We start from the raw sequence: 25,394 nt of genomic DNA, 5'->3' as shown, positions 1-25,394 counted from the left end.
TCGGTTACTCCCGGAAGACAAAGCAGCGAACGGACTGGGGGATGTTTTCCAATGGCCTTGCCTGCTGAATGCGAAACCGGATGGCGCTCTCGGTGCGCTTCGATTCAGAGAGGCATTGGTGTGCACGGCAGTCTTTGAGGAGGCGCCGCAGCACGCCCAGCTCCGGGATCCGTTGCCGGTGTTCCACGGCCACTTCGGCGAACTGGTTGAGGTTGATAGCGATCTGGCCAGGGGTCTTGCTGTGGTTGACCAGAGGGGCCCCGGGCAGTGACTCGAGGAAGTCGTACACCTGCCAGAACTCGTTCACCTCTTTCGGGTCGGTGGTGATCGCCGCCTGGCGCTCGCTGGCGGCCTTCTCGACGTACTTACGGCACGCCTTGACCATGTGGTCTGGGACCGAGATAACCAGCTGCAGGCAGTCCAACAGGGCCAGCATCATGGCGTGGTTCTTGATCACACGATCCGAGGTCAGCTTGCGGTTGGCCCACAGCTCGGCGCGGTACTTCGGGTACAGCTCGGCGAAGCGCTTGAGGATCTTCGGCTCGGCCCGCATGGCCTTGATCATGAAGTGGCTGACGTCCTCGAGCTCGGTCTGCACGATCGCGTCGGCTGCCCGGCGGCTGGCCTCGGTAATCGTTGGCTTGAGGAAGGGCAGGCGGAAGATCCGGCTGATGATGGCTTCGTGACCGACAACGATGGCGTTCTGAGCGATCACGATCGAGGCGCGGAAAGGCGGCTCATAGGTGTCGTTGCTGTTGGACTTCACGCCACGGGTCCGCAGGGTGCCGCCACCATAGAAGTCTTTGAACTGGTCCCACTCGAAGGCTTTGGCATTATCCTCGTTGGTGTTCCGGTCGGCCTCGAGCAGCACCAGGGGCAGGTTGGCCACCTGGCCCATAGCCCGGCTCAGGCCAGAGAACGAGCTCTTGGCTGGGTCGAAGCCCTCGTACAGGCGTCCGAACAGCTTCCAGAGGAACTTGATCAGGGTGGTTTTGCCCGAATCGGGTTCGCCGGACATTTCCAGGAACGGGAAGCTCTCATGCTCGGCGCGAATCTGCTCGGCAAACAGCGAGCCGAACCAGTAGGTCAGGGCCAGCACACCGTTCTCGCCGAAGCAGGTCCACAGGTGATCCAGCCAATCCTCGCGGTAGCCCTTTGCGTCCAGCTTGTTCTTGATCTTCACCGACTTCATCAGGCACTTGACGCGCTGCTTGCCAAACTCGAAGTAGTCCTCGTCGTTGGCTTTGTAGATCGAGCCGTTGTGGATGGCGATGTCGTTGAAGATGTAGGCCTGGTGGTCGCGGCTGTAGCCCAGGAAGTCGATAGTCTCGACGGTCTTGAGGCCTTCGGTCTGCCGCAGGATGATCTGGTCCAGGTGCTTCTGTGTGCCCAACCAGGTAGCCCCGGAATACATCAGGCGGGTCTTGAACTCGCTGCTCGAGGAAATCTGCTTGGGCGTGAAGGTGTAGTTATCACCGTCATCGTCCTGCTTGCCGGCCACCTGGAAGTAGAACCAGGCCTCGTTGGTGACATCGCTGACCTGTTTGTACAGCGCCTGGAAACGGCAGTTGGCCAGCAGTTTCAGCGAGCAAACCTTCTTCAAGACATCGCGGCGATCGTCTTCGTCGTCCTGGTCCTTGCTGCCGGCCAGCTCTTTCTGCTCCTCCTCGAGCTTGGACAGGTCGAACTTGGCCCAATAGGTCTGGTTGCCGAAGTCGAACGCGAACTCGGTGAAGCCCTCGTCCCACATGTACATCAGCAGCGCCTTTTCCCGGGCAGTCGGGGCCAGCAGCAGGTCGCCCTCATGACGGGCAGCAGCCAGGTCGCGTGTGCGCTTGAGGTTGCGGGCCTGGCCTTCATCTTCGAACTGCCAACGCTGGTGCAGGTCGTTCCAGTCCACCTTCTTGTCGCGCTGTGGGATCAGTGCAGCCTTGCACTCGAAGCCCATATCGGAGGCCTGCTTCGCCCAGCGCTGCAGGTAGCCGCGGGCAGTGGGCTCGTTGTCCAGGGCCCAAACCAAGATTGGCAGGTTGCCCTGGCGTTGCTCGACCAGCTGCTTCAGCGCCTCGATTGGGAAGTTGACGCTCGACATCGCCGACACCGCGTCGATGCCGTTCTGCACCAGGGCAATGGCGTCGAAGATCCCCTCAACGATCCACAGCTCCTCGACAGCCTCAAGCTTGAGGCTTGGCGGGCACCACCATTGACCCTGCGCGCTGTAACCGAACTTGAAGCGGGCCTTCATCTTGCCGAATCGCCCAGGGCGATCAATCAGCCGCTCCCAGTAACCGCCGTTCGGCAGGGGGAAGCGAACCGTGGCGCTGGCCTCACCGCTTTCCTGGTTGACGTAGTTTTCTTGGGTGAACCACCCGGTCATCTTCCACGCGTCAAGGCCCCGAGCGAATTCCAGGTACGTGCGGGCGGTCAGGGTTGGGTCGTTTTCCGTCGCCGGTGCGCGTTTGCTCCAGTCTTCGAACAGATCCTCATAGATGCCTTTGACATGCTCGATGTGGCCGCAGCGCTCAGGGCGCCCGCAGCGGATCTGCCACGGATTGTCATGGCGGGCATACAGCTCTTTCTTTCCACAGGCCGGGCATACGCCGCCCCGCATGTAGTTGGTGCCAACGCGTAGCTTCAGGCCGAAATCACTTTCGAGTCGTTGCAACACTTGTGAGCGGATATCTTCATTCATCATGACGGTTACTTCGCAGTTTTGAGGCTGTAGGTCAGCGCGCCGATCAGCCGGCGTTGCGCGCCCATGACGGGGTTTTTCAGGACGATTGCGGTATGCCGGTCTTTCTCCGGCACGTAGCGGTAGGCATCCGTCCACCAGTGCTCAGAGAGAGCCAGGCGGTATTCAGACTTGAGCAAAGCCAGCAGGGCGGTGGCCTGCTCGGGGCTCATTTCCGCCTTGATCACCATCTTGTTATCCATCGAAACCTCGACTTCGGACGCAGCTCACCCAAACCCACGGAAAGCGGGGCAGGGCAATGGGGTTGGTTTAGGTGCGCGCTGCGCGGGGGTGCGAGCGGTCAGCTGCGCCCAGGCCAAGGTCGGTCATGGCGAGGTGCACGGCTTTTTCAGCAGTTGGGTCAGAAACGTGGTGGTCGGCGACCAGGTGGCAAACAGCACGGGCGAACAAACGGTCGTCGCCGCTCAGGTGTTCGGCCTGGTGGCGTTGCAGGTAGTGCATCGCCGAGGACTTCAGTACGTCTTGGTAGTCAGGGTGAGTTGTGCTCATGCTGCAACCCCCGCACGGGCGCGGTGCAGCGCGATCGCCGAAAGCACCTCAGTGTGGCGAGCGGACATGTGAGCCTCATGGGCGCGCATGATTTCTTCCGCCTCGGCGCTGGTGATGGACCCATCGGCCAGGGCCTTCGCAATCTCTAGGTCAACAGCTCCACGTTTGGCGGAGGTGACCATCGACATCGCATAGAGCTCGACGTTGTCCAGGGCGTCGACATCGGCGACCTTGACGAAGATGCCGCCGTACAGCGAAGCGATAAACTCCGGCAGGAATGTCGTGTGCGCGGTGACCTCCAGCTGGCACAGCTGCAGGTCGTTGAGTGGGCGAGCGTTGTTGTTTTCGTAGGCGTGGTTGTCGAACTTCTTGAGCTCGAGGCCGAGGTGCGCAGCTGCTTGAGCTCGACCGCCTGGGTATGCGCGGATGATCGCGCTGACCACATCCTTCCTTGTCTTGAGAACTGAGCGATTCATGTTCTGATTCATCCCTAGTGGCCAATGGCCTTATTCTTCGATTACGCCGTCTTTGATACCCAGCAGTACCGCTGCACGGTGTGCCTCCCCCCGGCGGCCTTTTCGACGACCGTTGAGAAGGTCGCTGACCAAATTTTTGTTCAGGTCATGAATCCGACTAAATTCCGCGATGCTCATCCCTTTCCGATCAAGCGCTGCGCGGGCTTGCTCCGGCGTAACTGGCGCGGGCATAGTGTGTTGCCTCCTGTTGCAACGAGTTGTTTTGTGTTCGTTGGTGGTGATTATGCACGCGAAATTGGTCTTGTAAAGGGTGAATGCTTGAAAATTTGTGCGCCTGAATCAGCGCCTGAAGGATCGGTCGGGGATCGGCTACGCGAAGAAAGGGTTCGGTTGAGCCTCAGCCAAGAGGATTTGGCCCAAGCGGGCGGGGTAAACCGGAACACCCAAGGCAGCTATGAGCGTGGGGTACGGAACCCCGATAGTGCCTATTTGCTGGGCATAGCTCCCTTGGGCGTCGATGTGGGATTCGTTCTCTTCGGGAGGCGGTCTATCGATACCGGCTTGAGCTCCGACGAGGCTCAAATAATCGAGCGCTACCGCTGTATCCCAGAACAGGATCAGCAAGCGCTGCGTCGCTTCTTGAAAGCCATGTTCGATGATGCTGGGCAGTAGGTAGCTATCCACTAGTCGTATCCCCCAATGTAAAGCGCTATTGCTGCCCTGATAACTGCGAATTCACATTGCATATCAAGGAGTTAGCAAATGTTGAATTTGGCAGTAACTGAGCAGGATTGCGTTGAACTGATGGATTTCCAGTGGTCCGGTCTGAGCGAAAACGAACGTCGGTTGATCGGTCGTTTTCGCCAGATGCGGGAGCAGGAGCGACACCAGGTGAAGCGCCTTATTGAGCAGTTGGCCAAAAATCCGGACGACACGGATTCCTGAGTCATCCAAAACAAAACCGCCGACCAATCGGCCGGCGGTTCTTATCAGGCCGCAGGCCTGCTCATGTGATCAAACAATTCCTTTTGCTTGTCCGCCGGAAGACTTTTGATGCGGTCCAGGATCAGCGTGTCCAGGTGCTGCGCGGACGGCCTCAAGGTGTGCGAAAACGACAGCTCGGATACCCAGGTGTGCCCGCACGTTGCGTCCAGGCATTGGCAGTAGAGCTTTGCATAGGCGCGGGTGACATTGTCCCGCGAACTGATCCGGCCTTTATGGCCACAAGTCGTGCAGTAGACTCGCATGGTGTCCCTCCCCAGGGTTCAATGCGCCATCATTATGCCGTCATTTTCCAGTTATATCACCTATGAATCGTTACCAGAGGTAGCGATTTCGTCGGTGTTTTCTGGCGTCTTCCAGCTAATTCGCCTGTCTTCGCGCAGTGTGTCGTTCACCTGGTTGAACATCTGGCAGATGGGTCGGATCTCGTTGTTGGTGTAGACCCGATCGATCTTTTCGATGTCGCCGAAGCCTGCGCTGTTCTCGGGGATGATGCCGGCCAGCGCTGGGTTCATGCGCCAAGCCGCGATGATGTCGTTCCTGGTGATGTTCTTGACCTTCTCCAGATCGTCCTTCGATTGGAAGTCACCAACCGGGATGATCTGGATGGCCTTCTCGCCGCCGCCCGGGATGTTGACGAACATGCTGCGGAAGTTCCCCACACCCTTGCTACCGGAGATCTGCGCTTGCAGCGACTCCTCGTCCGCCTCGCTCATGTTCGGGTCGTTCGAGTAGAAGATGTAGCCGACGTGAGCGCCATTGTTGTAGTAGCGCCGGCGGAACAGGGTGGCGGCCTCATTGAGCAGCAGCGCCTGCAGGCCGCCCAGGTAGTCGGGGACGCCGTAGATGTTCTGCTGCACGTCGTAGTTGAAGATGTGCTCCACTTCGTCCTGGTCGAACTCCAGCCGGCTGCCATCGGGCATGAGCATCACATACCCACCGTTCACCTTTACCCGCATGTTGATCGCCGGTAGGTGCTCAAGCTCCAGAACCTGACCGAACACGCTGCGCTTGCGCAGCAGGTAGGTCTCGCCGAACACCATATAGTCCAGCGCCGATCGGCTCATCGCCTGTAGGCTGAAACCAGGCGAAGGGATGAACTCACGCAGCAGCAGGTTGCGTTTGAACGGCGGGATCGCGCCGTGGTGCGCGTTGGCCTGCAGCAGCTTGGCCAGGCCAATGCGTGAGGCCGGTGGCGTGTAAATGGTGCCATCGTCGCTGGGAAACACGCCGAGGTAGTTTGCGATGTTGTTGGTCAGAACGGCCTCGGGCGCGCCGAACGTGAAGGCTCGCACGGGTTGTCTGGGCTGCTGCTGGGCTACGTGAGTTTGTGCCATGGGTTCCTGGTCCGCTGGTGACGTAGCGGCTGCGCCGCTGCCGGTTGGTGTTGAGAGGTTCGTTGTGGAGGGCGTGCATGATGGCCCACGCTATGTCGGCATGGCCGGTGGCTTCTGTACGTGAGGCGCTGTAAGTCACCTGGCCACTGGCGGTGGTGCCGCGCTTGATTGTCAGGAAGGCCTGAGCGATATCACTGCTGCCGGCATCCCACTCGATCCGCGCGTGCTGGATGGTGTCCTGCGCCTTGAGCACCAAGGCGTTCTTGGTCTCGAGGCTGTAGTGGATCGGCTGGGCCCGCGGGTAGAAGTCGCGCACCAGGTCGAACACGCCGTAGCCGATGCCGGTGGTGTCGATGCCGATGTGCTGAACGTTGAACCGCTCGGTGAGCTTCTTGACCTCGTTGGCCTGGTACTTGAACGACTGGCCCCGCCAGCTGTGTTTCTCCAGGATCCTGAACTTGGCGCCCTGCTCGAGCGGCGGGGCGATGACCACGCACGTCGCATCGTCACGGGTGCGGCTGGGGTCGTAGCCGATCCAGACCGGGCTGTTGCCGAAGGGCCGCTTGTCGTCGGGGTCGTAATCTGTCCACAGGGACAGATCGCTGTAGCAGCGCTCCAGGTCGGCCAAGTGGAAGGCTCCCTGCGAGCTGTCGATGAATTTGCACATGAACAGCTGCTCAAACGCATCGTCGTCGTACTCCAGCTGCAGTTGCTCGAGGTCGAACAGGTCGCACCCGCTGCTGATCGCATCCAGGATGGTGATCGTTTTGCGCCACTGGCCGTCAGGGCATAGCGCGCCGGCGCTGTATGCCGTAGCCGCCGGCCATTCCGCCACTGCAGGCGTGTCGCGTTTCTTCTTGCGGTTGCGGAAGGATTCGCCTGTCCAGAAGGGGTAGGCCTGGTGCGTAACGGCGCTGGGCGTCGAGAAATAGGTTTTGCGCCATTTCTTGTGGGTGGCCATGGCCGATGCCACTTTGTTCAGCTTCTCGAAATCCTTGATCCAGAAGTATTCGTCAACGTAGACGTGCCCGTGATGGCCCTGGGCGGTGCTGCTATTGGTGCTGAGAAACCGCAGCTCAGCCCATGGCTTTCCGTCCTTGCTCAGGACAATCGGGTTGCCGGTGAGCTCAAGGCCGAACCATTCCATGGCGAACGAAATGATGTAGCTGCGGAAGATCTCGGACTGGGCCCGGCTGGCCGACAGGAACACCTGGTTGTCACCGGTAAGCACGGCATCCATGAATGCCTCGCCGGCGAAGTAGTAGGTCAGGCCTACCTGGCGGGATTTCAGGATGTTCCGGATCCGGGCGGTGAGGGGGTTCTGCTTGGCCTCGAACAGCTCTTTCTGGTAGCCGAACATCTTGCTGATGAATTTGTCGAGGAAGTCGACCTCGGTGAGCCCAGTGACATCGTTCTTCGGGGCCTTCTTCTTGGCCTCCCCGCGCTCCCCGCGCCGGCGCTGGCCTCGCTCGCCGCGATCGCGCCGCGGCTGCTCATTGTCTTGGCTCCCACCAGGTTCGGCTTGAGGCGCAGGCGTGGCCGGCTTAGCGCACTGCTTGGCCAGCCGTTCCCGCTGGGTGATCAACCGGTCGAGCTCGTTCTGCTCGGCCTCGGTCAGGACCCCGGCTTTCTCATAAAGAAGCGTGATTCGACGGCTGACGGCCGTCAGCGGCTCCTCGTCGGTGAGCATGTCCTCCCATCCGCCCTGCCGGATCCAGTAATAGACGATCCGGACGTTGGGCAGCCCGAGTTGCGCCTGGATTTCCTTTGCCTTGCAGCGGCGCAGGAACAGGCGTTTGGCAGCTTCTTTTACTTCGTTCGAGTAGTACATGCGGCGCAGTCTAAGCACCGATTGTGTTGCTAACTCCCGGTATATTTCCGCCTTTATCCTATAACGTGCAAATAGGAGGGGGGCGAAAGCAAACCGTTTGTTGGGGGCAGATTAGGGCCATATGGTGGGGGCCTCAAAGCCACGAACCCAGCAGACTCCCATGCCCCGTTCCCTCGTTTCGTACTGGAAACGCGTTGCCACCAGCGGCCCTACTATCGATGGTCGCGAAATCCTTCCCCAGGAGCTGCGCGACGCTGCGGAAACTTACAAGACCGCCACCTATACCGCAGTGATCTGGTGCGAGCATGAGCGTTGGTCCGGTTCGTTCGGTACGGTCTATTCCCTCCGCCTGGTCGAAGACGCGGAGGATCTGCAGCCCGGCCAGGTTGCGCTTGAGGCGCAGCTCAAGCCCAACGACAAGCTGCTGTGGCTGAACGACCAGGGCGAGAAGCTTTTCACCAGCGTCGAAATCACCCCGAACTTCGCCAACACCGGCAAGTACTACCTGACCGGAATGGCGGTCACCGACTCCCCGGCCAGCCTGGGCACTCAAGAGCTCTATTTCTCCAGCCGCACGAGCAAGGCTGCGCACTTCTGCGCGCCTGTAGAGCTGGGTCCGCTGACCAAGGCCGGTACCGAGTCCGAAATCGGAAAGCTGGCTGCACTCATGACCAAGTTCTTCAAGCGTTTCGCTACCGAGCCGGCGAGCGCGGCGCCATCCGACACCCCCACCGAGAGCAAACCCCCAATGGATGAAGCAACCGCCACAGCGCTCCAGGCGCTGCTGCAGCAACTTCTGATCGTGGCCGCGGGCATTCAGGCCGTGATCGAGCCGGCTGCTGAAGAAGCCCCTGCCCCTGACCAGGCGCCGATCGACAACGTCGAATCCGCAGTGGACGACATCGTTTCCACTGCCGAAGAACAGCGCGAGTTCAACCGTCGTCGTCCGGCTTCGCCGAAAGCCCAGCCTGCCGCCGCGCCGCAGCCAACCAACCAGGCCCTGGCCTCGAGCATGGCGAACATCGAAAACATGTTCAGCCAGCTGCTGAACACCCCGCAGGGCCGCCAGGTGCCCCGTACCACCGGTGTCACCGCCGACAAAACGAAGCGAGTCCTCTGACATGGCCCAGAACCTGAGTACTTACGGCGCGCAGATGTATGCTGCGATGCAAATGGCGATGGCCGAAACCTACGGCGTGGAAGCGGTCACCCGTATGTTCAGCGTCGAGCCGACCATTGCGCAGGAGCTGAACGACGCGATCACCGCGAAAGCTGACTTCCTGCAGCGCATCAACGTGATCGGTGTGCCTGAGATCAAAGGTCAGAAGGTGTTCCTGGGCACCTCCGGCCCTGTCACTGGCCGCACCAACACCAAAATCACCGACCGTGAAGCAAAAGATGCCTCGGCGTTGGACCAGGACACCTACGAGCTGTCGTCGACTGAGTCGGATGTCAGCCTGTCCTACGCCAAGATCGATGCCTGGGCGAAATTCCCTGAGTTCCACCAGAAGTACTCGGCAGCGGTGCAGAAGCAAATCGCCCTGGACCGCATCATGGTCGGCTTCCACGGTACTCATGCGGCCGTGCAGACCGACATTACCCAGTACCCGCTGCTCCAAGACGTCAACAAAGGTTGGCTGCAGCAGGCTCGTGAGTTGGTACCGGCACAGGTTCTGAAAGATGGTGCCGTGGCTGGCAAGGTCACCATGGGCGTGAATGGCGACTACCCGAACCTCGACGCCCTGGTGCACGACACCAAGCAGATGATCGACGAGCGCGTGCGTGACGGTGGTGACCTGATCGCCATTATCGGTAGCGACCTGCTGGCCGCCGACAAGGCCAAGCTGTATGCCAGCCAGGGTGGAACGCCGACCGAGAAAGAGCGTATCGAGAGCCAGCAGGTGATCGCCACCTACGGCGGACTGCCGTCGTTCAGCGTGCCGTACTTCCCGGTCAATGCGGTTCTGGTCACCAGCTTCGACAACCTGTCGATCTACTACCAGGACAGCAGCTGGCGGAAGCAGACCATCGACAACCCGAAACGCTCCCGCGTCGAAGATTACAACAGCCGAAACGAAGGCTATGTGATCGAGCAGCTGGAGAAGATCGCCCTGACTGAAAACGTTGAGGTGATCTGATGAGCCTGGCACTGGCGCACAAGCGCCGCACCCTCGCACTGGGCATGGCAGCGCTGGCCGTCAGTGCGGCGCCGGCGGCGTATTCTCCAAGCGCCGCACTGACCAGCCCGGCCAACGCTCAGAAGCATTACAAGCTGATGGAGGACGCCTTGCTGGTCGACCTCGAGCGTTTGTCGGGCCTCAACAGCCTCGAGCAGCGGCAGCTCGTCAAGCGCGACGAGTTGCTGCCCAAGTACCAGGAGTACGTCGGTCGCTATCGCGAATCCGGTCTGAACTTCCCCAACCAGGTGCTGATGTACGTCCTGGTCTGGCTGTTCGACACCGCTCAGTTCGAGCAGGCCCTGGAGCTTGCCGACTTCGCCATGCTCCAAGGGCAAGCACTGCCGGAACGCTTCAATCGCGATATCCCCACGTTCGTGGCGGACGAGCTGATCGAGTGGGCCGAGGCCGAATACAAGGCCGGTCGCAGCCCTGAGCCTTACGTCAGCAACCTGCTGCCCCGGGTGGATGGTGAGTGGTCCCTGTTCGAACGCATTCCGGCTCGATACCACAAGCAGCTCGGCATGCTGGCAATGGACCGCAAGGACTGGAGCTCCGCCATCGTGCACTTCGAGCGAGCCGAATCTCTGTACGAAAGCATTGGCGTGGGTACGCGCCTGGCGGGTGCGCGTAAGGCGTTGGCCAAGGCGATCGCCCAAGGTGGACAGTCGACTGCCCAGCTTGCAACCCGGCTCGATGAAGTTCTGCAGTCGGCGGCTGAGCAAGACCAGGCCGGCGACAGCACCGACACCGAGTAACCGTCTTCCCCCCCGCAGGGAGTTGCTACGGAAAGGCCGAGTCATTCATGACCCCGACCCACCCGCAGCAGCAACCTGCCCTATTTGAGCAGCCAGCATGAGCGGATTTTCCGGCAAGACCAATGCCCTGGTGGAGCAGACCATCGTCAACGACGGGTTCTGGCCCGATCTGTCGGTGGCTGAGTTCCAGAAGGGCTACCGGCTGCCGGGCGAGTACGCCGCAGACATGCTGACCGCTGATCTCACTACGGCCATGCACGAGGTCAACCTTGACCTGGCCAATCTGAAAGCGCGCTGGCAGGACGTTGGAGTGTCAAACGTTGAATCCGCAGACAGCACCGTCCTGCCGGAGCGCACCTTTCAGGCGTCGCTGTACAAGCGCGGCGTTTACATGCGGGCTAAGGCTAGCCTGCTAGCCCAGTTCGCCACGGTGACCCGGCGCGAGGTAGCAGAGAACACCGGCAAGGAAGCTCCTGAGCGGGCCGAGGCCTTCTTGGTTTTTAGCCAGCAGGCAGTTCGCGCGCTGCAGGGCCGCGGCCGCATCACGGCGGTGCTGCTGTGAACAAGCTCCAGGCCCTGACCACGTACCTCCTCGAGCGGCAGCTGGTGCTCCCGGAGCAGCTGGACAGTTGGGTCGAAAAAATGGACGTCCAGCTGATCTGGAAGGAGTCCGATCGCGGCCTACACATGGGCGATACCCGCTACAGCGCGGTATTCGGCTTCGAGCGCTTCAACGGCTCTCCGCCGCGGCTGGTCGCCCTGGTGGGCAGTTGGCTTGAAACCAATGACCCAGACCGCGAGCGTTACGACCTCCCGCAGCCGGCCTTCAACATCGAGCCGCTGGATCTGGAAAACAGCCTGTTCGACGTTGAGCTGGTCCTGGAATTCGTGGAGCCCCAGTACCTGGCTGAGGACGATGCCGGCGAGATCGAGGCCTTCGGTAAGACCTGGTCGTTCATCCCCTACGACCTGTGGGTGGCTGAACAGGGCGAGGTGACAGCCCGTGGCTAGTCGTTCATTCGACCTTGATGCCCGGGGCGTCCTGGGGGTGCGTGAGCAACTGGCGCTGTTGCAGCTGGAGCCGCGCCTGCGCCGTCGTCTGTTAAACAACGTGTCGAAGCGCGTCCGTGCCATGAGCCGTCAGCGGATTCGCAGCCAGCAGAACCTTGACGGTTCGCCCTTTGCTGCTCGCAAAAACCCTGAGCCCGGGCAAAAGAAGATGGAGTCCGGGCTGGGCAAACTGATCCAGGTCACCAGCCTGACCCCCGACCAGGCCGTCCTGGGTTGGAAGAACAGCCTGACCTCATGGGTTGCTGCCCAGCAGCACAATGGCGCCTCGGAGCGCCGCACTGCTCAGCAGATGCGCCGCTGGAACAAGGTCAGCGAAGGCTCGATGGCAACCGATCGGCAGGCCAAGCGCCTCCGCCGGTTGGGCTTCAAGGTCCGCCAAGAGGGCAAGAAACGGCTCAGCCGGCCCTCGGTGTCGTGGATCCTCGAGCACGTCAGCTACATGCAGGCCGGCGTCCTGATCCGCGTCCTGGACGAAACCCGAGGCGAGTCCACCGGTGCCGACAGCTGGGAAATCCAGCTACCAAAGCGCCAGTTCCTCGGCGCGAACACCACCCGCGACACCAGCCTGCTGGTGAACCAGGTGCTTCAACAAATCCTCAACTCTCCCCGCTAAGAGGCATTCCATGGCACTTGGATCCGCCAACGTTAACAATCTCAACCTCGGCCAAGGTGCCGTGACCGAGATCGAGCGCTATTTCCTGTTCATCGGCCCTGCGAGCAAGAACGTTGGCAAGCTGCTCGCCCTGAACACCCAGAGCGATCTGGATACCGATCTGGGCATTCCGGCGTCCGACCTGAAAACCCAGGTCCTGGCTGCCCGCCAAAACGGCGGCGAAAAATGGGCTTGCATGGCTGCCCCGATTGCTGTCGATGGCGATTGGGCCGCTGCAGTAGACAAGGCGCAGCAGGACAACGTCTCGGTCGAAGCGATCGTCGTCACCGTGCCTGTGGTGGACAAGGCCAGTTTCGACGCGATGAACGCCAAGGCGCTGGAAATCAGCGCCAAGTACGGGCGTCGGGTGTTCATCATGGCGGCGATTGCGGGCATCACCGTCGGTCAGGACTGGGCGGCCTACCTATCCGAAGCCAAGGCCAAGGTAGCGGATGTGGCCGCACCCCGCGTGCTGTGCGTGCCTCAGCTTCACGGCAACAACCTGGGCGTGCTCGCCGGACGCCTGGCCCGGGCAGACGTAAGCATCGCTGACAGTCCGATGCGGGTCGCAACTGGCGCCCTGGTAGGCCTGGGCGCCGTGCCGGTCGACAAGGACAGCATTCCGCTCCCATCCGCGATCGTGGCCGAGCTGGACAAGGCTCGCCTGTCGGTACCGCAGACCTACCCGGATTACCCCGGCACCTTCTGGGGTGACGGCAACATGCTTGATGCCCCGGGCTCGGACTATCAGGTGGTCGAGTACCTGCGCATCGCGGACAAGGCCGCCCGTCGCGTGCGCATCCTGCTCATCCAGCGTATCGCCGACCGGAAGCTGAACAGTTCGGCGACCTCGATGGCGCAGAACAAGACCGCCCTGATGAAGCCGTTGCGCGATATGTCCCGCTCGGTCGTGTTCGCCAACGTGCAATTCCCAGGCGATATCGAGCCGCCTTCGGATGACTCCATCACGTTGGTCTGGACCAGCAAAACCTCCGTCGAGGCGTACCTGAAGCTGCGCCCGTACAACTGCCCGAAAACCCTCACCGCAAACATCGCCCTGGACTTGAGCCAGGACGACCAGGAGTAAGCCCATGGCCAAGATCGGCGGCATGAACTTCGACATCACCGTGGGCGATATGCAGGTCCACGTTGAGACCGTCACCCTCGACATCACCGACAACAGCGCCGTATCGCAGACCGGCGGTGTGCCTGATGGGTACGTCGACGGCGATGTGGCGGCCAGCGGGGAGATCGAGGTGGATACCACCAACTTCAACCTGATCGTGGAGGCTGCGAAGGTTGCAGGCAGCTTCCGGCAGCTAGAGCCCTTCGACTCCCTGTTCTATGCCAAGACTCCAACCGATGAGCTTCGCGTAGAGGCATTCGGTTGCCGGCTCAAGATCTCGAGCCTGCTGAACATCGACTCGAAAGGCGGCGAGAAGCACAAGCACAAGATCCCGTTCGACGTCACCAGCCCTGACTTCATCCGCATCAACGGCGTGCCGTACCTGGCTGCGTCCGAGATCGAGGGCCTGCGCTGATGGCCTGCCCGTTCGATCGCGCCCAAGCCTTGGAGCAGCGTGAGCGTGACCAGGCGATCACTGCCGCCCTGGTCCGTGCGCGCTCGACCGGGCCGAGCCTGACCCACTGCGAAGACTGCGGCGGCGAGATCCCCGAGGCGCGTCGCGTCCTGGGCGGTAAGACCCGCTGTGTTCCTTGCCAGTCCACCTTCGAGAAAGGGGGCCATCGATGAGTACAAATCAGGCTGCTCAGGACACCGCTATCGCCTTGGCCAAGGCCTCGCCCGCGATCGGTGTGGCAGCTACCGGGGTGACCGGTGCCGTTGATTGGTCGGCGGTCGCCTACATGCTGACGGCGGTTTACATGGTGCTGCAGATCCTGCTGTTGGTACCCAAATACCGCCAGATGCTGCGCGACTGGAAGGTGAAGTAATGAGCCTGCGCAACAAGATCCTGACCGGCACTGTGGCGCTTGTGCTGAGCAGCAGCACCCTGATGGCGTTCCTGGGCAAGTGGGAAGGCGAAGGTCAAAACGTCGTGTACGCCGACCAGCTGGCCCGGGGCCTTCCGACCGTGTGCAAAGGCATCACCCGCTACACCAGCCCGTATCCGGTGGTGGTCGGTGACTACTGGTCACCGGCGCGCTGTGCCGAGGTGGAGCAACTGGTGGTCGAGCGGGGCCAGCTGGCGCTGGCCGACTGCCTGACCAACGACAAGATCAGCCAGAACACATTCGACGCCCTATCGAGCCACGGCCACAACTTTGGAGAGCCAAACACCTGCGCAAGCCGCGCGGTCATGCTCATCAACGCCGGCCGCATCGCCGAGGGCTGCCGCGCACTAGCCTGGGGCGCCGACGGCCGGCCGGTCTGGGCCTTTGTCACTGATGCCAAGGGCAAAAAGGTGTTCGTTCCTGGGCTGCACGCACGTCGGCTGGCGGAGGCGAAGTTATGCGCCTCCTGATCGTGCAAGTGCTGGCCGCACTGCTGTTCGCCGGCAGCACCTGGTTTCTGTTCGACCGCGTGCTGCAGCAGCGCAACACCGCCTTATCGGAGCGCGATCAGGCTCTGAGCGAGCGTGATGCCGTTATCCGGATCGCCAATCAGACCGCCGAGCGCCTGGCACAGGCAGCGGCCAACGACAACAAACACACCGAGGAACTGAGCAATGCCCTCAAGGCCAATCAGGATCTGCGCTCTTCTGTCGGTGCTGGCGATCAGCGGCTGTTCATCCAAGCCAGCTGCCCCGCCGCCACTGTGCGCACCGATCCCGCCGGCGCCGGCGTGGCTGATGCAGGCGCCCCCGAACTCGCAGCAAACGCTCGACCGGATTATTTCACCCTCCGAGACCAGCTCGCCCTCAGCAAACAAATGATCCTGGGGCTGCAGGACCACATCCGCAGCTTCTGCACCACCCAACCCCCGACCACTGGAACTGCAAAATGACCGAACGCACCGAAATCACTCTGGAAGTCGCAGGCCAAGACTTCGAGTTCTCCATGGATCCGGCCCTGATGACCAAGTACATCAACAGCCTGACCCCGACCAACAAGGTCGCCCCGGCCCATAACCTGCTGATGACCTCGGTCAACCAGGAGCAGAAGGCCAACCTCAAGCCGCTGCTGGCCAACCCCATGACCGCGATCCAGATCGCCGGCGCGCTGATCGAGGAGTACTCGCCGACCGTTGAAGTCACCGTAAAAAAGCGCTCGGCCACGCTGAGCGCCTGACGGACGACGGCTTGGGCCAGCTGTTGGCCCTCGCCGATCGCTGGCTACCTGGTGCAGATCGTTCGCCCGAGACCCTGGGCACAGCCAAGTGGTTGGAGGACGAGCACTGGCGGCGAATGGAGATCGCCATAGCCAACGGCATATCACGAGCTTTCAACGGTAATTGACCCATGAGCGCGAACGCTTCCAGCCGCCTGGACTTCATCCTGAGCCTGACCGACAAGGTCACGGCGCCCTTGGCCAAGGTGTCCAAGGGCTTCAACGACCTGGCCGAACAGGGCGAAGCCAACATCAAGCAGATCGGTACCGGATTCGCCGGCGTCTGGGGTGCCCTGACCGGCATCGAGGCCTCGATGGAGCCGGCGCTGGAGGTCAATCGCGCCCTGGGTGATGTCCGTTCGCTCGGCGTGGCCGAGGACGCCTTGACCGCCCTCAACGCCAAGGCCTTGGACTTCTCTGTGGCCTATGGCGAGAACGCCGAATCTTTCGTCGCCTCGGCGTACAAGATTGAGGGCGCCATCAAGGGTCTATCCGGTTCGCAGCTGGCGACCTTCACCAATACCAGCGCCGTGCTGGCCAAGGCCACAAAGTCCGATAAAGACGTGATGAGCGAATACGTCGGCACGCTGTACAACCTGCAGAAGCAGCAGGCCGACGCCATGGGCAAAAGCGAGTGGGTCGAGAAGCTGGGGGGCCAGACGGCTCTCGCCGTTCAGTTGTTCCGCACCAGTGGCGAGCAGATGAAGGAAGGCTTCAAGGAAGCCGGGGCGATCGCCTCGGCGTCCGGCATCGATCTCGCCGAGCAGATGGCGGTGATCGGCAGCTTGTCCAGCACCATGGAAGGCGGCGACGCCGGCGGCCGCTACAAGGCGTTCTTCGAAAACATCGGCAACGCCTCGGAAAAGCTGGGGATGAAGTTCACTGACACCAACGGCAAAGTCCTGCCGATGCTGGACATCATCGCCAAGCTGCAGGGCAAGTTCGGCGACCTGCGCAATGCCGCTGCCAACAGCCAGTTGGTCGAAGCGTTCGGCGGGGAGGGTGCCCAGGTGATCGGCGCGCTGGCCCAGGACACCGACCGACTGCGGAGCGGCATCGACCAGCTGGGCAAGGTACGGGGCCTGGAGCAAGCCGAAAAAATGGCTGCGGCGATGGTCGATCCGTGGCAGCAGTTCGGTGCCGCAGTGCAGGCCCTGCGCATCGCCTTTGGGCAGGTCCTGATTCCCATGCTGCAGCCGCTGATGGACAAGCTGGTGGGCATTGGCAAGACCATGACCAAGTGGACGCAGCTGTTCCCCAACATCACCCGCGTGATGGGCATTGCCACACTGGCCGTACTGGCGATCACTGCCGGTATCAGCGCGCTGACGATGGTGGTCGGCCTGAGCAAGATGGCCATGATGGGCCTCAACGTGGTCTGGACGCTCTTGACCTGGTCAGGCTGGAAGAGCATCGCCATGTTCGTCGCCCACACCGTCCAGGGCGCGCTGTTCATCGTCAGGATCCTGGCGATGATCGCGGTGATGGGCCTGGCCAAGGCCTCGATGCTGATCTGGCAGGGCGCGATCTGGCTGGTGAACGCTGCGCTGGCAGCCAACCCTGTCGGCCTGGTGGTCCTGGGCGTGCTCGCCCTGGTCGCGGTGATCGTGGCGGCGATCGCCTACTGGGACGACTGGACCAGCGCCCTGATGAACACCGCCGCTTTCCAGTGGGTCTCTGAGCAGCTGAGCGCCCTGGGCGCTTGGTTCAACAGCATGGGCGGCTGGAGCAGCATGGCCAAAGCGGCCTGGGATGGAATTGTCGCGGTGTTCAAGTCGGCCCTGGACTCGCTGATCGCGATGCTCAACAAGATCCCCGGCGTCGACATCGAGATGGGGCTGGGCAACGTCCCGGAACTGCCAAACGTTGGCGCCGATGCGGAGTACAAGCCGGTAGGCAGCCTGAGCCCGACCAAGGCCGACGCCGTACCCGCCGGCGGCCTGATGACCAGTATCCAGAACACCCAGAACCAGAATCGTGGAAGCCACATTGAAAAGGTGGAGATCCACACGGCCAAGCCAATGAGCCCGCTGGAGCTGGAAAACATGGTGGCGATGGCGACCGGCTGATGACTTTCTACATCGATCTACTCATCACCAACAACGACCTGACCCTGGACCCGTCCGCCCAGCCTGAGCTGGTGGACGACCGGGCCAGCATCGCCCAGGACATCGCCCACATGATCCGCGAGAGCGGCCTACTGGTCACCTTGATGGCCGAGCGGGACCGCTTCCGCCAGGCCGACTGTATCCAGCAGCTGGAGCTCCTGGTCGAGGAAGACGAGCGCCTGGTACCGGGCACCGTCCAGATCATCGAAACCGGCAGCGGCCAGTACCTGGTCACTGCCACAACCGTGGAATTCGGAACGACTGAGGTAACGCTGTGAGTGACGTCGACTTCAAGAAAGCCCTGCAAGACGCCGGCGTACCGACAACCGAAGCTGGCCTGCGCGCAGCCTGGGAGAAGGAAGTAGCCGCTCAGGGCAGCAAGCTGAGCAACACCAGCGCCTGGTCACCTTTCTGGCGCCTGATCACCGCCCTGGTAACCAAGCCGGTCATGTGGCTGATCGAGTTCATCGTCAGCACCGTGCTGCCCAACTTTTTCGTCAAGACCGCAACTGGCGCCTGGCTGGACATGCTGGCGTGGGCGGTCAACGTCGCTCGCAAGCCCTCCACTAAGGCTCAGGGGCTTCTGCTGTTCACCCGCAGCGGGGTGGCGGGCACCATGGAGATCCCCGCCGGCGTGCGGGTTCAGTCGGTGGCCATCAACGGCAACGTCTACGTCCTGATCACCACGGCAGCGACCCAGTTCATCGACGGTGATTCTCAGGTCCAGGTGCCAGTTGAGGCCTCGGAGGCTGGCAGCGGCTATAACCTTGCACCGGGTTACTACTCGATCCTGCCCGAACCGATCCCTGGGGTGATCCAGGTCGTTAACGCCGATGGCTGGTTGACTCAGCCTGGAGCGGACGAGGAGCACGACGACGACCTGCGCCTGCGCACACGCAACCAGTTCAGCGCCGTCAACCAGTGGCACACCGATGCCGTGTACCGGGCGATGATCGCCAGCTTTCCTGGCGTCGAACCAGACGGCGTGTACTTCGAGCACGATGCCCCACGCGGGCCAGGCAGCGCCAATGCCTTTGTTTTGTTCGAGGCCGGCTCGCCGGCCACCAGCTATCTGGCATCGATCAACAGCCATATCCGCGACCAGGGCAACCACGGCCACGGCGATGACCTGCTGGTGATGGAAATGCCGGCGACCCAGCACACTGTCCGGGTGACTGTGTGGTTGCGCGCTCAGGTCGGCGCCGAACGCCAGGACCAACTGCTGACGGACATCGAGCTGTTCATCAGGGCAGCGTTCCGGGAAAGCACGGACAGCGACTTCCAACCCACGCTCACTTATCCACAGTCCAGGTTCTCGTTCAGCCGCCTGGGCGAGGAGCTGCACGAGGAGTTCACAGGGATCGAATCCCTGCGCTTCGACAATGCCGACATCATTTCCCAGCTGAACATCCCGCGCCTTGACGGCGTCCAGGTGGTGCTCGGTGCTTAAGCTGAAACTCCCTTTCTGGCTGGAAGGCGTCGAGCTTTCCAAGCTCCGCGACGCGGCCCAGTCCTGGTGGACCAAGGTTGAACAATGGGTCAACTGGCCGCTCCTGCAACTGGACGCCGAGACCTGCCACCTGTCCGTCCTGGACCTGCTGGCTTGGCAGCGCGACATCCAGCGGTTCCAGGGGGAACCGGAGGGCCTTTATCGAAAGCGGGTGAAGTACGCCTTCGTCAACGCCGTGGATGCCGGCAGCAGCGCGGGTACCGTGCGCATTTTCCAGCGGTTGGGCGTGGGCTACGTCGAGATCGAGGAGCGCTTCGACAGCGAGAACTGGGACGTTGTGCGCCTGTACCTCACCGACGGCCAGTTGAGTGCCAATCCGGTGCTGCTGCGCGTGCTGATGCAGCAATACGGCCGCACCTGCCGCCGCTACGAGTTCGCCACGATCACCCCAGTGAGCCTGGGGATGCGTACCGCCCACTTCCATGATGACCAGGAGACGCTGTGCGCCGCCTGGGACAAGTCCGCTCGCCTGGTCGTCATCAACGAACTGGCCGTCGTGACCACCGAGAACACCTAGGAGACCCCATGGGAGCAAGCATTACCCTCGCTGGCCAGTCGCTGATTGCACAGAAGCAAGCTGCCCAGCAGATCCTCAAAGTGGCGCGCTTCGTGTTCGCCAACGTACCGGGCCTCGATCCTACGAAGCCGGTAGACCGGGCCGCCGGCAAACCGCCTGCTGCCCAGCTGGTCTACACCGCGCCGGTCGACCGCGACGGCTACGTGAACCCGAACCAGGTCATCTACAGCGTGATGGTCGATTCCAGCGTAGGTGACTGGGATTTCAACTGGATCGGTCTTGAGACCGAGGAAAACGTGCTGCTTGCGGTGGCCTACGTACCAGTCCAGCAGAAGCGCAAGAACATCCCGCCGCAGCAGATCGGCAACAACCTGACCCGCAACTTCCTGGTGGAGTACGACGGCGCCCGCGAACTCACGGGGATCACCGTGGATGCCAGCACCTGGCAGCACGACTTCACGGTGCGCCTGACCGGTATCGACCGCCGCGAGCAACTGAGCAACCGGGATGTCTATGGGCGTGTGTGTTTCTGGGACAGCGGCCTGCAGCTGGAGCGCAACGGCTTCGGCCTGTACCAGGTCAAAGCCGGCACCGTCTACATCGAGGGCATTCGCATCGGCCTGGATGAACCCGTCCTGGTGCAGATGCCAGCATTGCCAACCAGAGCCTGGATCGACGTCGCCCTGCGCCGTGTAGGCAATGACGTCATTGCCCAGTGGAAAGTGGTGTTCGGTGCCGTCCGATCCGACTACCAGGACAGCGACGGCACTCAGCATTACCTGGTCCAGCTGGCGAACGTGGACGCAGAGGGTGTGGTCAGCGACCTGCGCCAATGGCAGCCGATCACCTCGGCCTTGATTGAGCACTTTGCCGCGAAAGTCGGCGATTACGAGCTGCTGCGCGCACGGGCCACGACCAAAGAGGATGTGGGCCTGGGCAACATCCCAAACTCCAAGAGTGATGACCCGAACAACGTCAGCAGCGAGATTCTTGCCACCACGGCCGCACTCAGGGCGCTTCGTGATCAGCTCGAGGACAACCAGGTCGGCATGCTGGCCTTCTTCGATCAGGACACCCCGCCAGAAGGTTGGTTGCGTGCCAACGGAGCCGCTGTTTCGCGCACCGTCTATGCCCGGCTCTTTGCGAAGATCGGCACCCGCCACGGCTCCGGCGATGGAGTCACCACCTTCAACGTCCAGGATGTGCGCGGACGCTTTCTTCGTCCCTTGGATGACGGCAAAGGTCTCGATCCAGGCCGAGTCCGGGGCAGCCTGCAGGCCGATGACACCAAGTCGCACAGCCACACCGCGACCTCGGCCAACGCCGGCGCACACACGCACACCGCCACTACTGCGGCAGCCGGTGACCATACGCACCAGGTCAAAGAGGGTCAGGTGCTCGGCCAAATCACCACAGGCGAGGTGCTTACCTCGGGGGACGACCTGACAACGGGTATCAACGGCTACTCGACCACCAGCAGCGCCGGCAGCCACACCCACACCATCACCGTGGCCGGCGTCACCGACCACGCCCACACCATCACCGTGAATGCGACCGGGGGCACCGAGACTCGCCCGCTGAACATCGCTTTCCCGGTCTACGTCAAATACTAAGGGCAGGGCCATGCAGAAGATCGTTTATCAAACCGATCACCTGGGCATCTATGTTGGGGAGGCTATCGCCGACCCTTCGCCGCTCGAGGACGGCGTGTGGCTGATCCCGGGTGGCTGCATCGAGCAGACCCCGCCGGCGATCCCTGAGCACAAGGCGGCCCATTGGGATGGTCAACGCTGGAAGCTGATCGACTCCTATCTGGGCCTCACCGCCTACAACATCCAGACCGGTGAACCCGTTGCCATCGACCGCCACGGGCAACTGCCGCCCGGGTACACCTTGGAAGTGCCGGCGCCGGGCCAGATCTGGAGGGACGGCGAATGGATCGATGACATCCCGGCGGCCGTGGAGCGGCTGTACCAGGAGCGCATCGCGGCCATCGATAGCGCCTGTTCCCGGGAGATCACCGGCGGCGTCTGGTCGCAAGCCCTGGGCGATCGCTATCTCTACAGCAGCAGCCAGGAAGATCAGCTGAACCTTAGCGGCGCTGCTGCCCTGGGCGTCGATGTGGACTACCCATGCACCGACAGCACGGGCACGAAAGCCTTCCGCCGGCATGCCGCTGCCCAACTGCGGCAGGTCGCTGACGAGTTCACACTGTTCCGGCTGCAGCTGCTGCAAAAGTCGTACACGCTCAAGGACCGCCTGCAGGCAGCCCGTGAGGCCAAGGACCTGGCCGGCCTTGAGTCCGTGACCTGGGAGGGTGGCCTGGTATGACCTGGAGCCCTGTCACCATGCGCTGGCCGAGCCAGGCCACCAGCTGGCTGGCCGATCTGGAGGACGCGAAGACGATGGCCGGCAGCGAGCTGGCCAGCACTGGGCTCCGCCTGGCTGCTCTGCAGGACCTGGCCACCACCAATCCAAGCCCGGTCGGTGCTGCAGCAGCTCAGGCGGTGGCAGCTGGCCGTGATGCCATGCACCAAGCGCTTGGTGAGGTACCCATGAGCTTGGTCGTCACCCCTTTCCAAAGCGGAGTGGGCGAAGGGCGAGGCCTGCAGCGCTATCTGTCGGCACCCAACCTGCTGCAGCACCTGGCCGCGAAGCTGGGCGACGTCACCGACCTGAACCGGCCAGGTAGCGCGCAATATGCACTGGTCCTGCTGTTCCTGGGTACCCGCTACGATCATTTCGCCGACACCTTGGCACGGTTCAATGCCGTGCTGCCGCTGCCAGACCTGCAGCGTGCGCAGAACCGTGCCGGACGCTTGTTCGAGCTGGAAACGTCCAAGTGGGAGCTGCCGAACGCCGGCATGCTGCCGCGCTGGGGCGAGCTGCCACTGGAGCGAGCCACCATCACCCGCGCCGCCACTCAGGCGATGTCCGGCCAGCTGGCCGCGCTGGAAAGCTTCGCCGCCAGTTCGCCGATGGCCGACCTGCAAACGCTGGCAGCACGCAAAGCCGCACGCAGTGCCGCGAAGGATCAGGAGTTGGCCAATCTCAAGGCCCAGTTCGAAAGCGCTGAGATGCAGACCACTATCAACGCTCGCCTGCTCGGCCCGGGCAATGCCGCCGAGCTGCGCCGCGAGCTTCTCGCCGGCGAGGCGCCAGGGCATGAGTGGCCGCTGTCCGCCGGCGTGATGCTGGTGGGCTCGCTCAAGGGCCTTAGCTTCGTCCGTGAAATGGTGGGCCTATGACTCTGCTCCTGGACGGCGAAAAGATCCGCGGCCGGGGGATGAAGGTCACCAGCGACCTGCGCATCGAGAGCGGCGATATGTCGGGGCAAACCAGCAACACCGACACCGTACACAAGGGGTTCAAGCCGAAAACCCTGACCGTGACGCTGCTGATCCGCTTTGTCGACGCGGCTGACCTGCGCACCCTGATGCGCCTGGCCGAGGCCACTGCCGGCGGCGGCCAGCTGAAGACTTACCGCATCGTGAACGATACGGCCGCAGCCTTCGGCATGCGTCAGGTGCAGTTCTCTGATGGCGTCAGCGCCCGCGAGGACGACACGCTGCGCGGTTGGCGGGTTCAGTTCACCCTCACTGAAAAGTTGTCGAACCCTGAGCGGGTGGAGAAGCGGCGGGCCAGCAATGGGGTCAGCAGCCAAAACGCTCCGGGACAACCCGTCACCGGGACCAGCGCGGGGAGCGGCGGCGCCGATGGCAGCGGTACCGGCCAAGGCCTTACCGGGTTCGAAACAACCCTGAAAAAGCTCGATGACTGGCTGGGGAGCAAATCGTGAAGCTCCACAAAGTGCTGCGTATCGCCGGCATCGAGCACGTGTCCATCAAAGACGACGTCCGGTTGGACCTGGGAACGCCTGGCCGCGCCCAGTTCACTATCAAGTCCACCGCGCCGCTGGCTGGCCTGGTGACCTTGGACATTGGCTACAACAGCAAGCCCCTGCAGCGCCACTTCATCGGTTACATCGAGCGATCGACGGCCGTGAACGCGGTGGAGCAGGTCGTGTACTGCCGCGAGATTGCTTCGATCCTGGCCAAGCCGTTGCCGCTCAACCTGCGCCATGCCGATCTGCGCACAGTGCTGGGCGCGATCAGCGACCAGACCGGCCTGCGCTTCCGGGTGCCGGAGCAGGCCTATGCCTCGATCAAGGCGCCGTTCTTTTACAGCCTGGCGTCCGGCTTCCAGGCCATGGACAGCTTGGCCCGGGTTTTCTCAATCCCGGACTACATCTGGCAGCAGCAAGGCGACGGGGAGATCTTCGTCGGCAGCTGGGCCCACAGCTTCTTCGGCGAGCGGCCGGCGCTGCAACTGCCGGTTGAGTTGTTCAACAACTACCAGGGCAACCAGAGCGCCGTGATTGCGGCGCTGCCTGGCCTGCGTCCTGGTGCAACCATCAACCAAGGCGAGCGCGTCACTTCCGTGGCCCTTGTCGGTACCGAGATGTCGATCAAATGGAAGACGCAATCCGGCGCTGCGTAGAGCGCATGTTCCCGGAGCTGAGCGGCGGCTATCACCTGCCGCGCTTTGCCCGGATTGTCGGTGTGGCGGATGCACCTACCGGCGCGGCCATCTGCGACGATTTCAGGCCTCGCTTCGCGGTCGACCTCGAGGTCCTGGACGAAACCGGCGAACCGGACACCAGCATGCCGACCTTGGCCGGCGTACCGCTGCCGGTCCCTTCCGCCGGGGATGAAATGGGCTTCTTTAGCTTCCCCGAGGAAGGCACCAGCGTGGTGGTGGCCTTCGCCCAGGGGCTGCCGCACAAACCGTTCATCCAGTGCATCCTGCCGCATGGCTTGTCCCTGCCGCGCCTGCCCAAGGGTGATCAGGTGTGGCAGCACAGCGAGGCGGCACAGCAGCGCGTCGAGGCCGATGGCAGCTGGACCCGTCAGACCGATGGCGGGATCTCCGACAAGTCGACCGATCGCCTGGTGGAAAGCCTGACCAATGCTGAGCGCTACCAGAGCGACAGCCGCATTGTGGATGACCACTCCACCGAGTCGGTCGGCGGTATCAAGTCCATCGAGGCCTTGGGCGCTCTCAAGCTGCTCTCGGGCGGGACATTGAATGCAGCGTCGGTGGACGACCTCAACCTGTCCACCGGCCGCGACCTGAACCAGGTTGTCGGCCAGAAGCTGAACCTGGCGGTGGGCGGGGATCTCCTGGAACGCATTCAAGGCCTCCACAAGGCTGTCGCCGAGAAGGTCTGGCTGGGTTCAGAGGGCGTCAATGTGCTGCAGGTGCTGTGCGACCTGATTGACCTGGTGCAGGCCCTCGCTACCCAGCTCTCCACCCATACCCATGTGCCCGGCCCCGCCCCAAGTTCAGGCGATGCCGGCCAGTTCACAGCCAAAGCCGCCCAAGCTGCCCTGCTCGCTGCGCAGCTGAAGCCGATCACCGAATAG

The 25,394-nt window shown here is 62.3% G+C and carries 34 protein-coding genes; 26 read left to right on the top strand and 8 right to left on the bottom strand.

The genetic code is table 11. The annotated features are described in order from the left end of the window. Positions 1 to 4: 4 nt before the first annotated feature. The 5 genes from CAG44_RS06590 to CAG44_RS06570 all read right to left on the bottom strand — a co-directional run bounded on the left by CAG44_RS06590 (position 5) and on the right by CAG44_RS06570 (position 3,948). Positions 5 to 2,692, bottom strand: coding sequence for a toprim domain-containing protein (locus tag CAG44_RS06590; protein WP_085691850.1), 2,688 nt, complete (start codon positions 2,690 to 2,692; stop codon positions 5 to 7). Between the two features lie 8 nt (positions 2,693 to 2,700). Further along, positions 2,701 to 2,934 (bottom strand): hypothetical protein, encoded by a 234-nt coding sequence (locus CAG44_RS06585; RefSeq protein WP_085691808.1) that lies wholly within the window; start codon positions 2,932 to 2,934, stop codon positions 2,701 to 2,703. A 67-nt stretch (positions 2,935 to 3,001) separates the two neighbouring features. After that, on the bottom strand, positions 3,002 to 3,241 hold the full coding sequence (locus CAG44_RS06580) for a hypothetical protein (protein ID WP_143516006.1): 240 nt from the start codon (positions 3,239 to 3,241) through the stop codon (positions 3,002 to 3,004). Beyond that, entirely contained in the window at positions 3,238 to 3,717 is a 480-nt protein-coding gene (locus CAG44_RS06575; RefSeq protein WP_305880075.1) for a YmfL family putative regulatory protein, read from the bottom strand. The genes CAG44_RS06580 and CAG44_RS06575 overlap by 4 nt, the downstream gene beginning before the upstream one ends. Positions 3,718 to 3,747: 30 nt before the next feature. Next, positions 3,748 to 3,948 (bottom strand): DNA-binding protein, encoded by a 201-nt coding sequence (locus tag CAG44_RS06570; RefSeq protein ID WP_004576333.1) that lies wholly within the window; start codon positions 3,946 to 3,948, stop codon positions 3,748 to 3,750. On the opposite strand from CAG44_RS06570, the gene CAG44_RS06565 reads away from it, so the two are divergent. Further along, positions 3,865 to 4,389 (top strand): helix-turn-helix domain-containing protein, encoded by a 525-nt coding sequence (locus CAG44_RS06565; protein WP_085691849.1) that lies wholly within the window; start codon positions 3,865 to 3,867, stop codon positions 4,387 to 4,389. The genes CAG44_RS06570 and CAG44_RS06565 overlap by 84 nt on opposite strands. 90 nt (positions 4,390 to 4,479) lie before the next feature. Next, a complete protein-coding gene (locus tag CAG44_RS06560; protein WP_085691805.1) occupies positions 4,480 to 4,662 on the top strand; it encodes a hypothetical protein in 183 nt (60 codons plus the stop codon). A 44-nt stretch (positions 4,663 to 4,706) separates the two neighbouring features. Here CAG44_RS06560 and CAG44_RS06555 read toward each other — a convergent pair whose 3' ends face one another. The 3 genes from CAG44_RS06555 to CAG44_RS06545 are packed head-to-tail and all read right to left on the bottom strand — an operon-like array spanning position 4,707 to position 7,887. After that, positions 4,707 to 4,964 (bottom strand): ogr/Delta-like zinc finger family protein, encoded by a 258-nt coding sequence (locus CAG44_RS06555; protein WP_084297225.1) that lies wholly within the window; start codon positions 4,962 to 4,964, stop codon positions 4,707 to 4,709. A gap of 60 nt (positions 4,965 to 5,024) precedes the next feature. Then, the gene (locus CAG44_RS29080; RefSeq protein WP_256576765.1) at positions 5,025 to 5,894 is read right to left on the bottom strand and encodes a phage portal protein; all 870 of its coding nucleotides are present in this window, start codon (positions 5,892 to 5,894) and stop codon (positions 5,025 to 5,027) included. Beyond that, positions 5,821 to 7,887, bottom strand: a complete 2,067-nt coding sequence (locus tag CAG44_RS06545; RefSeq protein WP_085691803.1) for a terminase large subunit domain-containing protein — start codon at positions 7,885 to 7,887, stop codon at positions 5,821 to 5,823. Before CAG44_RS06545 ends, CAG44_RS29080 begins: the two co-directional genes overlap by 74 nt. Before the next feature lie 160 nt (positions 7,888 to 8,047). Here CAG44_RS06545 and CAG44_RS06540 point away from each other — a divergent pair, with 160 nt between their 5' ends. The 24 genes from CAG44_RS06540 (at position 8,048) to CAG44_RS06430 (ending at position 25,394) form a co-directional block, all read left to right on the top strand. Next, complete coding sequence (locus CAG44_RS06540) at positions 8,048 to 9,007, top strand: GPO family capsid scaffolding protein (RefSeq protein ID WP_085691802.1); 960 nt, start codon at positions 8,048 to 8,050, stop codon at positions 9,005 to 9,007. A 1-nt stretch (position 9,008) separates the two neighbouring features. Next, positions 9,009 to 10,025 (top strand): phage major capsid protein, P2 family, encoded by a 1,017-nt coding sequence (locus CAG44_RS06535; protein ID WP_085691801.1) that lies wholly within the window; start codon positions 9,009 to 9,011, stop codon positions 10,023 to 10,025. Then, positions 10,025 to 10,822 carry a phage terminase small subunit gene (gpM, locus tag CAG44_RS06530; protein WP_085691800.1) on the top strand — a complete coding sequence of 266 codons (798 nt, stop codon included), beginning with the start codon at positions 10,025 to 10,027 and terminating at the stop codon, positions 10,820 to 10,822. Before CAG44_RS06535 ends, gpM begins: the two co-directional genes overlap by 1 nt. Positions 10,823 to 10,919: 97 nt before the next feature. Next, entirely contained in the window at positions 10,920 to 11,384 is a 465-nt protein-coding gene (locus CAG44_RS06525; protein WP_085691799.1) for a head completion/stabilization protein, read from the top strand. Then, the gene (locus tag CAG44_RS06520; protein WP_085691798.1) at positions 11,381 to 11,833 is read left to right on the top strand and encodes a phage tail protein; all 453 of its coding nucleotides are present in this window, start codon (positions 11,381 to 11,383) and stop codon (positions 11,831 to 11,833) included. Before CAG44_RS06525 ends, CAG44_RS06520 begins: the two co-directional genes overlap by 4 nt. Further along, positions 11,826 to 12,506, top strand: a complete 681-nt coding sequence (locus CAG44_RS06515) for a phage virion morphogenesis protein (protein ID WP_085691797.1) — start codon at positions 11,826 to 11,828, stop codon at positions 12,504 to 12,506. Before CAG44_RS06520 ends, CAG44_RS06515 begins: the two co-directional genes overlap by 8 nt. Positions 12,507 to 12,516: 10 nt before the next feature. Then, positions 12,517 to 13,632: a DUF2586 domain-containing protein gene (locus tag CAG44_RS06510; protein WP_085691796.1), complete on the top strand. Its 1,116-nt coding sequence runs from the start codon at positions 12,517 to 12,519 to the stop codon at positions 13,630 to 13,632. 4 nt (positions 13,633 to 13,636) lie between these two features. Further along, on the top strand, positions 13,637 to 14,086 hold the full coding sequence (locus tag CAG44_RS06505; protein ID WP_085691795.1) for a DUF2597 family protein: 450 nt from the start codon (positions 13,637 to 13,639) through the stop codon (positions 14,084 to 14,086). Continuing rightward, complete coding sequence (locus tag CAG44_RS06500) at positions 14,086 to 14,298, top strand: TraR/DksA family transcriptional regulator (protein ID WP_085691794.1); 213 nt, start codon at positions 14,086 to 14,088, stop codon at positions 14,296 to 14,298. Before CAG44_RS06505 ends, CAG44_RS06500 begins: the two co-directional genes overlap by 1 nt. Continuing rightward, complete coding sequence (locus CAG44_RS06495; RefSeq protein WP_064492855.1) at positions 14,295 to 14,498, top strand: hypothetical protein; 204 nt, start codon at positions 14,295 to 14,297, stop codon at positions 14,496 to 14,498. Before CAG44_RS06500 ends, CAG44_RS06495 begins: the two co-directional genes overlap by 4 nt. After that, positions 14,498 to 15,028: a lysozyme gene (locus CAG44_RS06490; RefSeq protein ID WP_085691793.1), complete on the top strand. Its 531-nt coding sequence runs from the start codon at positions 14,498 to 14,500 to the stop codon at positions 15,026 to 15,028. Before CAG44_RS06495 ends, CAG44_RS06490 begins: the two co-directional genes overlap by 1 nt. Then, positions 15,016 to 15,510 (top strand): lysis system i-spanin subunit Rz, encoded by a 495-nt coding sequence (locus tag CAG44_RS06485; RefSeq protein ID WP_085691792.1) that lies wholly within the window; start codon positions 15,016 to 15,018, stop codon positions 15,508 to 15,510. Before CAG44_RS06490 ends, CAG44_RS06485 begins: the two co-directional genes overlap by 13 nt. After that, entirely contained in the window at positions 15,507 to 15,794 is a 288-nt protein-coding gene (locus CAG44_RS06480; RefSeq protein WP_085691791.1) for a putative phage tail assembly chaperone, read from the top strand. Before CAG44_RS06485 ends, CAG44_RS06480 begins: the two co-directional genes overlap by 4 nt. A 20-nt stretch (positions 15,795 to 15,814) precedes the next feature. Continuing rightward, positions 15,815 to 15,961 carry a hypothetical protein gene (locus CAG44_RS29260; RefSeq protein ID WP_371858534.1) on the top strand — a complete coding sequence of 49 codons (147 nt, stop codon included), beginning with the start codon at positions 15,815 to 15,817 and terminating at the stop codon, positions 15,959 to 15,961. Positions 15,962 to 15,964: 3 nt separating this feature from the next. Next, on the top strand, positions 15,965 to 17,902 hold the full coding sequence (locus CAG44_RS06475; RefSeq protein ID WP_085691790.1) for a phage tail tape measure protein: 1,938 nt from the start codon (positions 15,965 to 15,967) through the stop codon (positions 17,900 to 17,902). Beyond that, the gene (locus CAG44_RS06470; RefSeq protein WP_085691789.1) at positions 17,902 to 18,219 is read left to right on the top strand and encodes a DUF2590 family protein; all 318 of its coding nucleotides are present in this window, start codon (positions 17,902 to 17,904) and stop codon (positions 18,217 to 18,219) included. Before CAG44_RS06475 ends, CAG44_RS06470 begins: the two co-directional genes overlap by 1 nt. Further along, positions 18,216 to 19,391, top strand: coding sequence for a baseplate J/gp47 family protein (locus tag CAG44_RS06465; protein WP_085691788.1), 1,176 nt, complete (start codon positions 18,216 to 18,218; stop codon positions 19,389 to 19,391). The genes CAG44_RS06470 and CAG44_RS06465 overlap by 4 nt, the downstream gene beginning before the upstream one ends. Next, positions 19,384 to 19,968, top strand: coding sequence for a phage tail protein (locus tag CAG44_RS06460; RefSeq protein WP_085691787.1), 585 nt, complete (start codon positions 19,384 to 19,386; stop codon positions 19,966 to 19,968). Before CAG44_RS06465 ends, CAG44_RS06460 begins: the two co-directional genes overlap by 8 nt. Before the next feature lie 8 nt (positions 19,969 to 19,976). Beyond that, positions 19,977 to 21,581 carry a phage tail protein gene (locus CAG44_RS06455; protein ID WP_085691786.1) on the top strand — a complete coding sequence of 535 codons (1,605 nt, stop codon included), beginning with the start codon at positions 19,977 to 19,979 and terminating at the stop codon, positions 21,579 to 21,581. A 10-nt stretch (positions 21,582 to 21,591) separates the two neighbouring features. Beyond that, complete coding sequence (locus tag CAG44_RS06450; protein WP_085691785.1) at positions 21,592 to 22,299, top strand: phage tail protein; 708 nt, start codon at positions 21,592 to 21,594, stop codon at positions 22,297 to 22,299. Beyond that, the gene (locus tag CAG44_RS06445) at positions 22,296 to 23,216 is read left to right on the top strand and encodes a hypothetical protein (protein ID WP_085691784.1); all 921 of its coding nucleotides are present in this window, start codon (positions 22,296 to 22,298) and stop codon (positions 23,214 to 23,216) included. Before CAG44_RS06450 ends, CAG44_RS06445 begins: the two co-directional genes overlap by 4 nt. Continuing rightward, entirely contained in the window at positions 23,213 to 23,767 is a 555-nt protein-coding gene (locus CAG44_RS06440) for a DNA-binding protein (RefSeq protein WP_085691783.1), read from the top strand. The genes CAG44_RS06445 and CAG44_RS06440 overlap by 4 nt, the downstream gene beginning before the upstream one ends. Beyond that, complete coding sequence (locus tag CAG44_RS06435) at positions 23,764 to 24,468, top strand: hypothetical protein (RefSeq protein WP_085691782.1); 705 nt, start codon at positions 23,764 to 23,766, stop codon at positions 24,466 to 24,468. The genes CAG44_RS06440 and CAG44_RS06435 overlap by 4 nt, the downstream gene beginning before the upstream one ends. Beyond that, positions 24,441 to 25,394, top strand: a complete 954-nt coding sequence (locus CAG44_RS06430) for a phage baseplate assembly protein V (RefSeq protein ID WP_085691781.1) — start codon at positions 24,441 to 24,443, stop codon at positions 25,392 to 25,394. The genes CAG44_RS06435 and CAG44_RS06430 overlap by 28 nt, the downstream gene beginning before the upstream one ends.

It is taken from the genome of Pseudomonas sp. B13(2017) (genome assembly GCF_002113245.1).
In the GTDB taxonomy this organism is placed as follows: Bacteria; Pseudomonadota; Gammaproteobacteria; order Pseudomonadales; family Pseudomonadaceae; genus Aquipseudomonas; species Aquipseudomonas putida_Z.
The sequence above is the reverse complement of the archived record's forward strand: the minus strand, read 5'-3'. Positions and strand labels throughout refer to the sequence as shown.

Bases quoted from the DNA above. Each gene is read 5' to 3' on its own strand.
- CAG44_RS06590 (WP_085691850.1), bottom strand. From the start codon at position 2,692: ATGAATGAAGATATCCGCTCACAAGTGTTGCAACGACTCGAAAGTGAT.
- CAG44_RS06585 (WP_085691808.1), bottom strand. From the start codon at position 2,934: ATGGATAACAAGATGGTGATCAAGGCGGAAATGAGCCCCGAGCAGGCC.
- CAG44_RS06580 (WP_143516006.1), bottom strand. From the start codon at position 3,241: ATGAGCACAACTCACCCTGACTACCAAGACGTACTGAAGTCCTCGGCG.
- CAG44_RS06575 (WP_305880075.1), bottom strand. From the start codon at position 3,717: ATGAATCGCTCAGTTCTCAAGACAAGGAAGGATGTGGTCAGCGCGATC.
- CAG44_RS06565 (WP_085691849.1), top strand. From the start codon at position 3,865: ATGAATCCGACTAAATTCCGCGATGCTCATCCCTTTCCGATCAAGCGC.
- CAG44_RS06570 (WP_004576333.1), bottom strand. From the start codon at position 3,948: ATGCCCGCGCCAGTTACGCCGGAGCAAGCCCGCGCAGCGCTTGATCGG.
- CAG44_RS06560 (WP_085691805.1), top strand. From the start codon at position 4,480: ATGTTGAATTTGGCAGTAACTGAGCAGGATTGCGTTGAACTGATGGAT.
- CAG44_RS06555 (WP_084297225.1), bottom strand. From the start codon at position 4,964: ATGCGAGTCTACTGCACGACTTGTGGCCATAAAGGCCGGATCAGTTCG.
- CAG44_RS06545 (WP_085691803.1), bottom strand. From the start codon at position 7,887: ATGTACTACTCGAACGAAGTAAAAGAAGCTGCCAAACGCCTGTTCCTG.
- CAG44_RS06540 (WP_085691802.1), top strand. From the start codon at position 8,048: ATGCCCCGTTCCCTCGTTTCGTACTGGAAACGCGTTGCCACCAGCGGC.
- CAG44_RS06535 (WP_085691801.1), top strand. From the start codon at position 9,009: ATGGCCCAGAACCTGAGTACTTACGGCGCGCAGATGTATGCTGCGATG.
- gpM (WP_085691800.1), top strand. From the start codon at position 10,025: ATGAGCCTGGCACTGGCGCACAAGCGCCGCACCCTCGCACTGGGCATG.
- CAG44_RS06525 (WP_085691799.1), top strand. From the start codon at position 10,920: ATGAGCGGATTTTCCGGCAAGACCAATGCCCTGGTGGAGCAGACCATC.
- CAG44_RS06510 (WP_085691796.1), top strand. From the start codon at position 12,517: ATGGCACTTGGATCCGCCAACGTTAACAATCTCAACCTCGGCCAAGGT.
- CAG44_RS06505 (WP_085691795.1), top strand. From the start codon at position 13,637: ATGGCCAAGATCGGCGGCATGAACTTCGACATCACCGTGGGCGATATG.
- CAG44_RS06500 (WP_085691794.1), top strand. From the start codon at position 14,086: ATGGCCTGCCCGTTCGATCGCGCCCAAGCCTTGGAGCAGCGTGAGCGT.
- CAG44_RS06495 (WP_064492855.1), top strand. From the start codon at position 14,295: ATGAGTACAAATCAGGCTGCTCAGGACACCGCTATCGCCTTGGCCAAG.
- CAG44_RS06490 (WP_085691793.1), top strand. From the start codon at position 14,498: ATGAGCCTGCGCAACAAGATCCTGACCGGCACTGTGGCGCTTGTGCTG.
- CAG44_RS06485 (WP_085691792.1), top strand. From the start codon at position 15,016: ATGCGCCTCCTGATCGTGCAAGTGCTGGCCGCACTGCTGTTCGCCGGC.
- CAG44_RS06480 (WP_085691791.1), top strand. From the start codon at position 15,507: ATGACCGAACGCACCGAAATCACTCTGGAAGTCGCAGGCCAAGACTTC.
- CAG44_RS06475 (WP_085691790.1), top strand. From the start codon at position 15,965: ATGAGCGCGAACGCTTCCAGCCGCCTGGACTTCATCCTGAGCCTGACC.
- CAG44_RS06470 (WP_085691789.1), top strand. From the start codon at position 17,902: ATGACTTTCTACATCGATCTACTCATCACCAACAACGACCTGACCCTG.
- CAG44_RS06455 (WP_085691786.1), top strand. From the start codon at position 19,977: ATGGGAGCAAGCATTACCCTCGCTGGCCAGTCGCTGATTGCACAGAAG.
- CAG44_RS06450 (WP_085691785.1), top strand. From the start codon at position 21,592: ATGCAGAAGATCGTTTATCAAACCGATCACCTGGGCATCTATGTTGGG.
- CAG44_RS06445 (WP_085691784.1), top strand. From the start codon at position 22,296: ATGACCTGGAGCCCTGTCACCATGCGCTGGCCGAGCCAGGCCACCAGC.
- CAG44_RS06440 (WP_085691783.1), top strand. From the start codon at position 23,213: ATGACTCTGCTCCTGGACGGCGAAAAGATCCGCGGCCGGGGGATGAAG.
- CAG44_RS06430 (WP_085691781.1), top strand. From the start codon at position 24,441: ATGGAAGACGCAATCCGGCGCTGCGTAGAGCGCATGTTCCCGGAGCTG.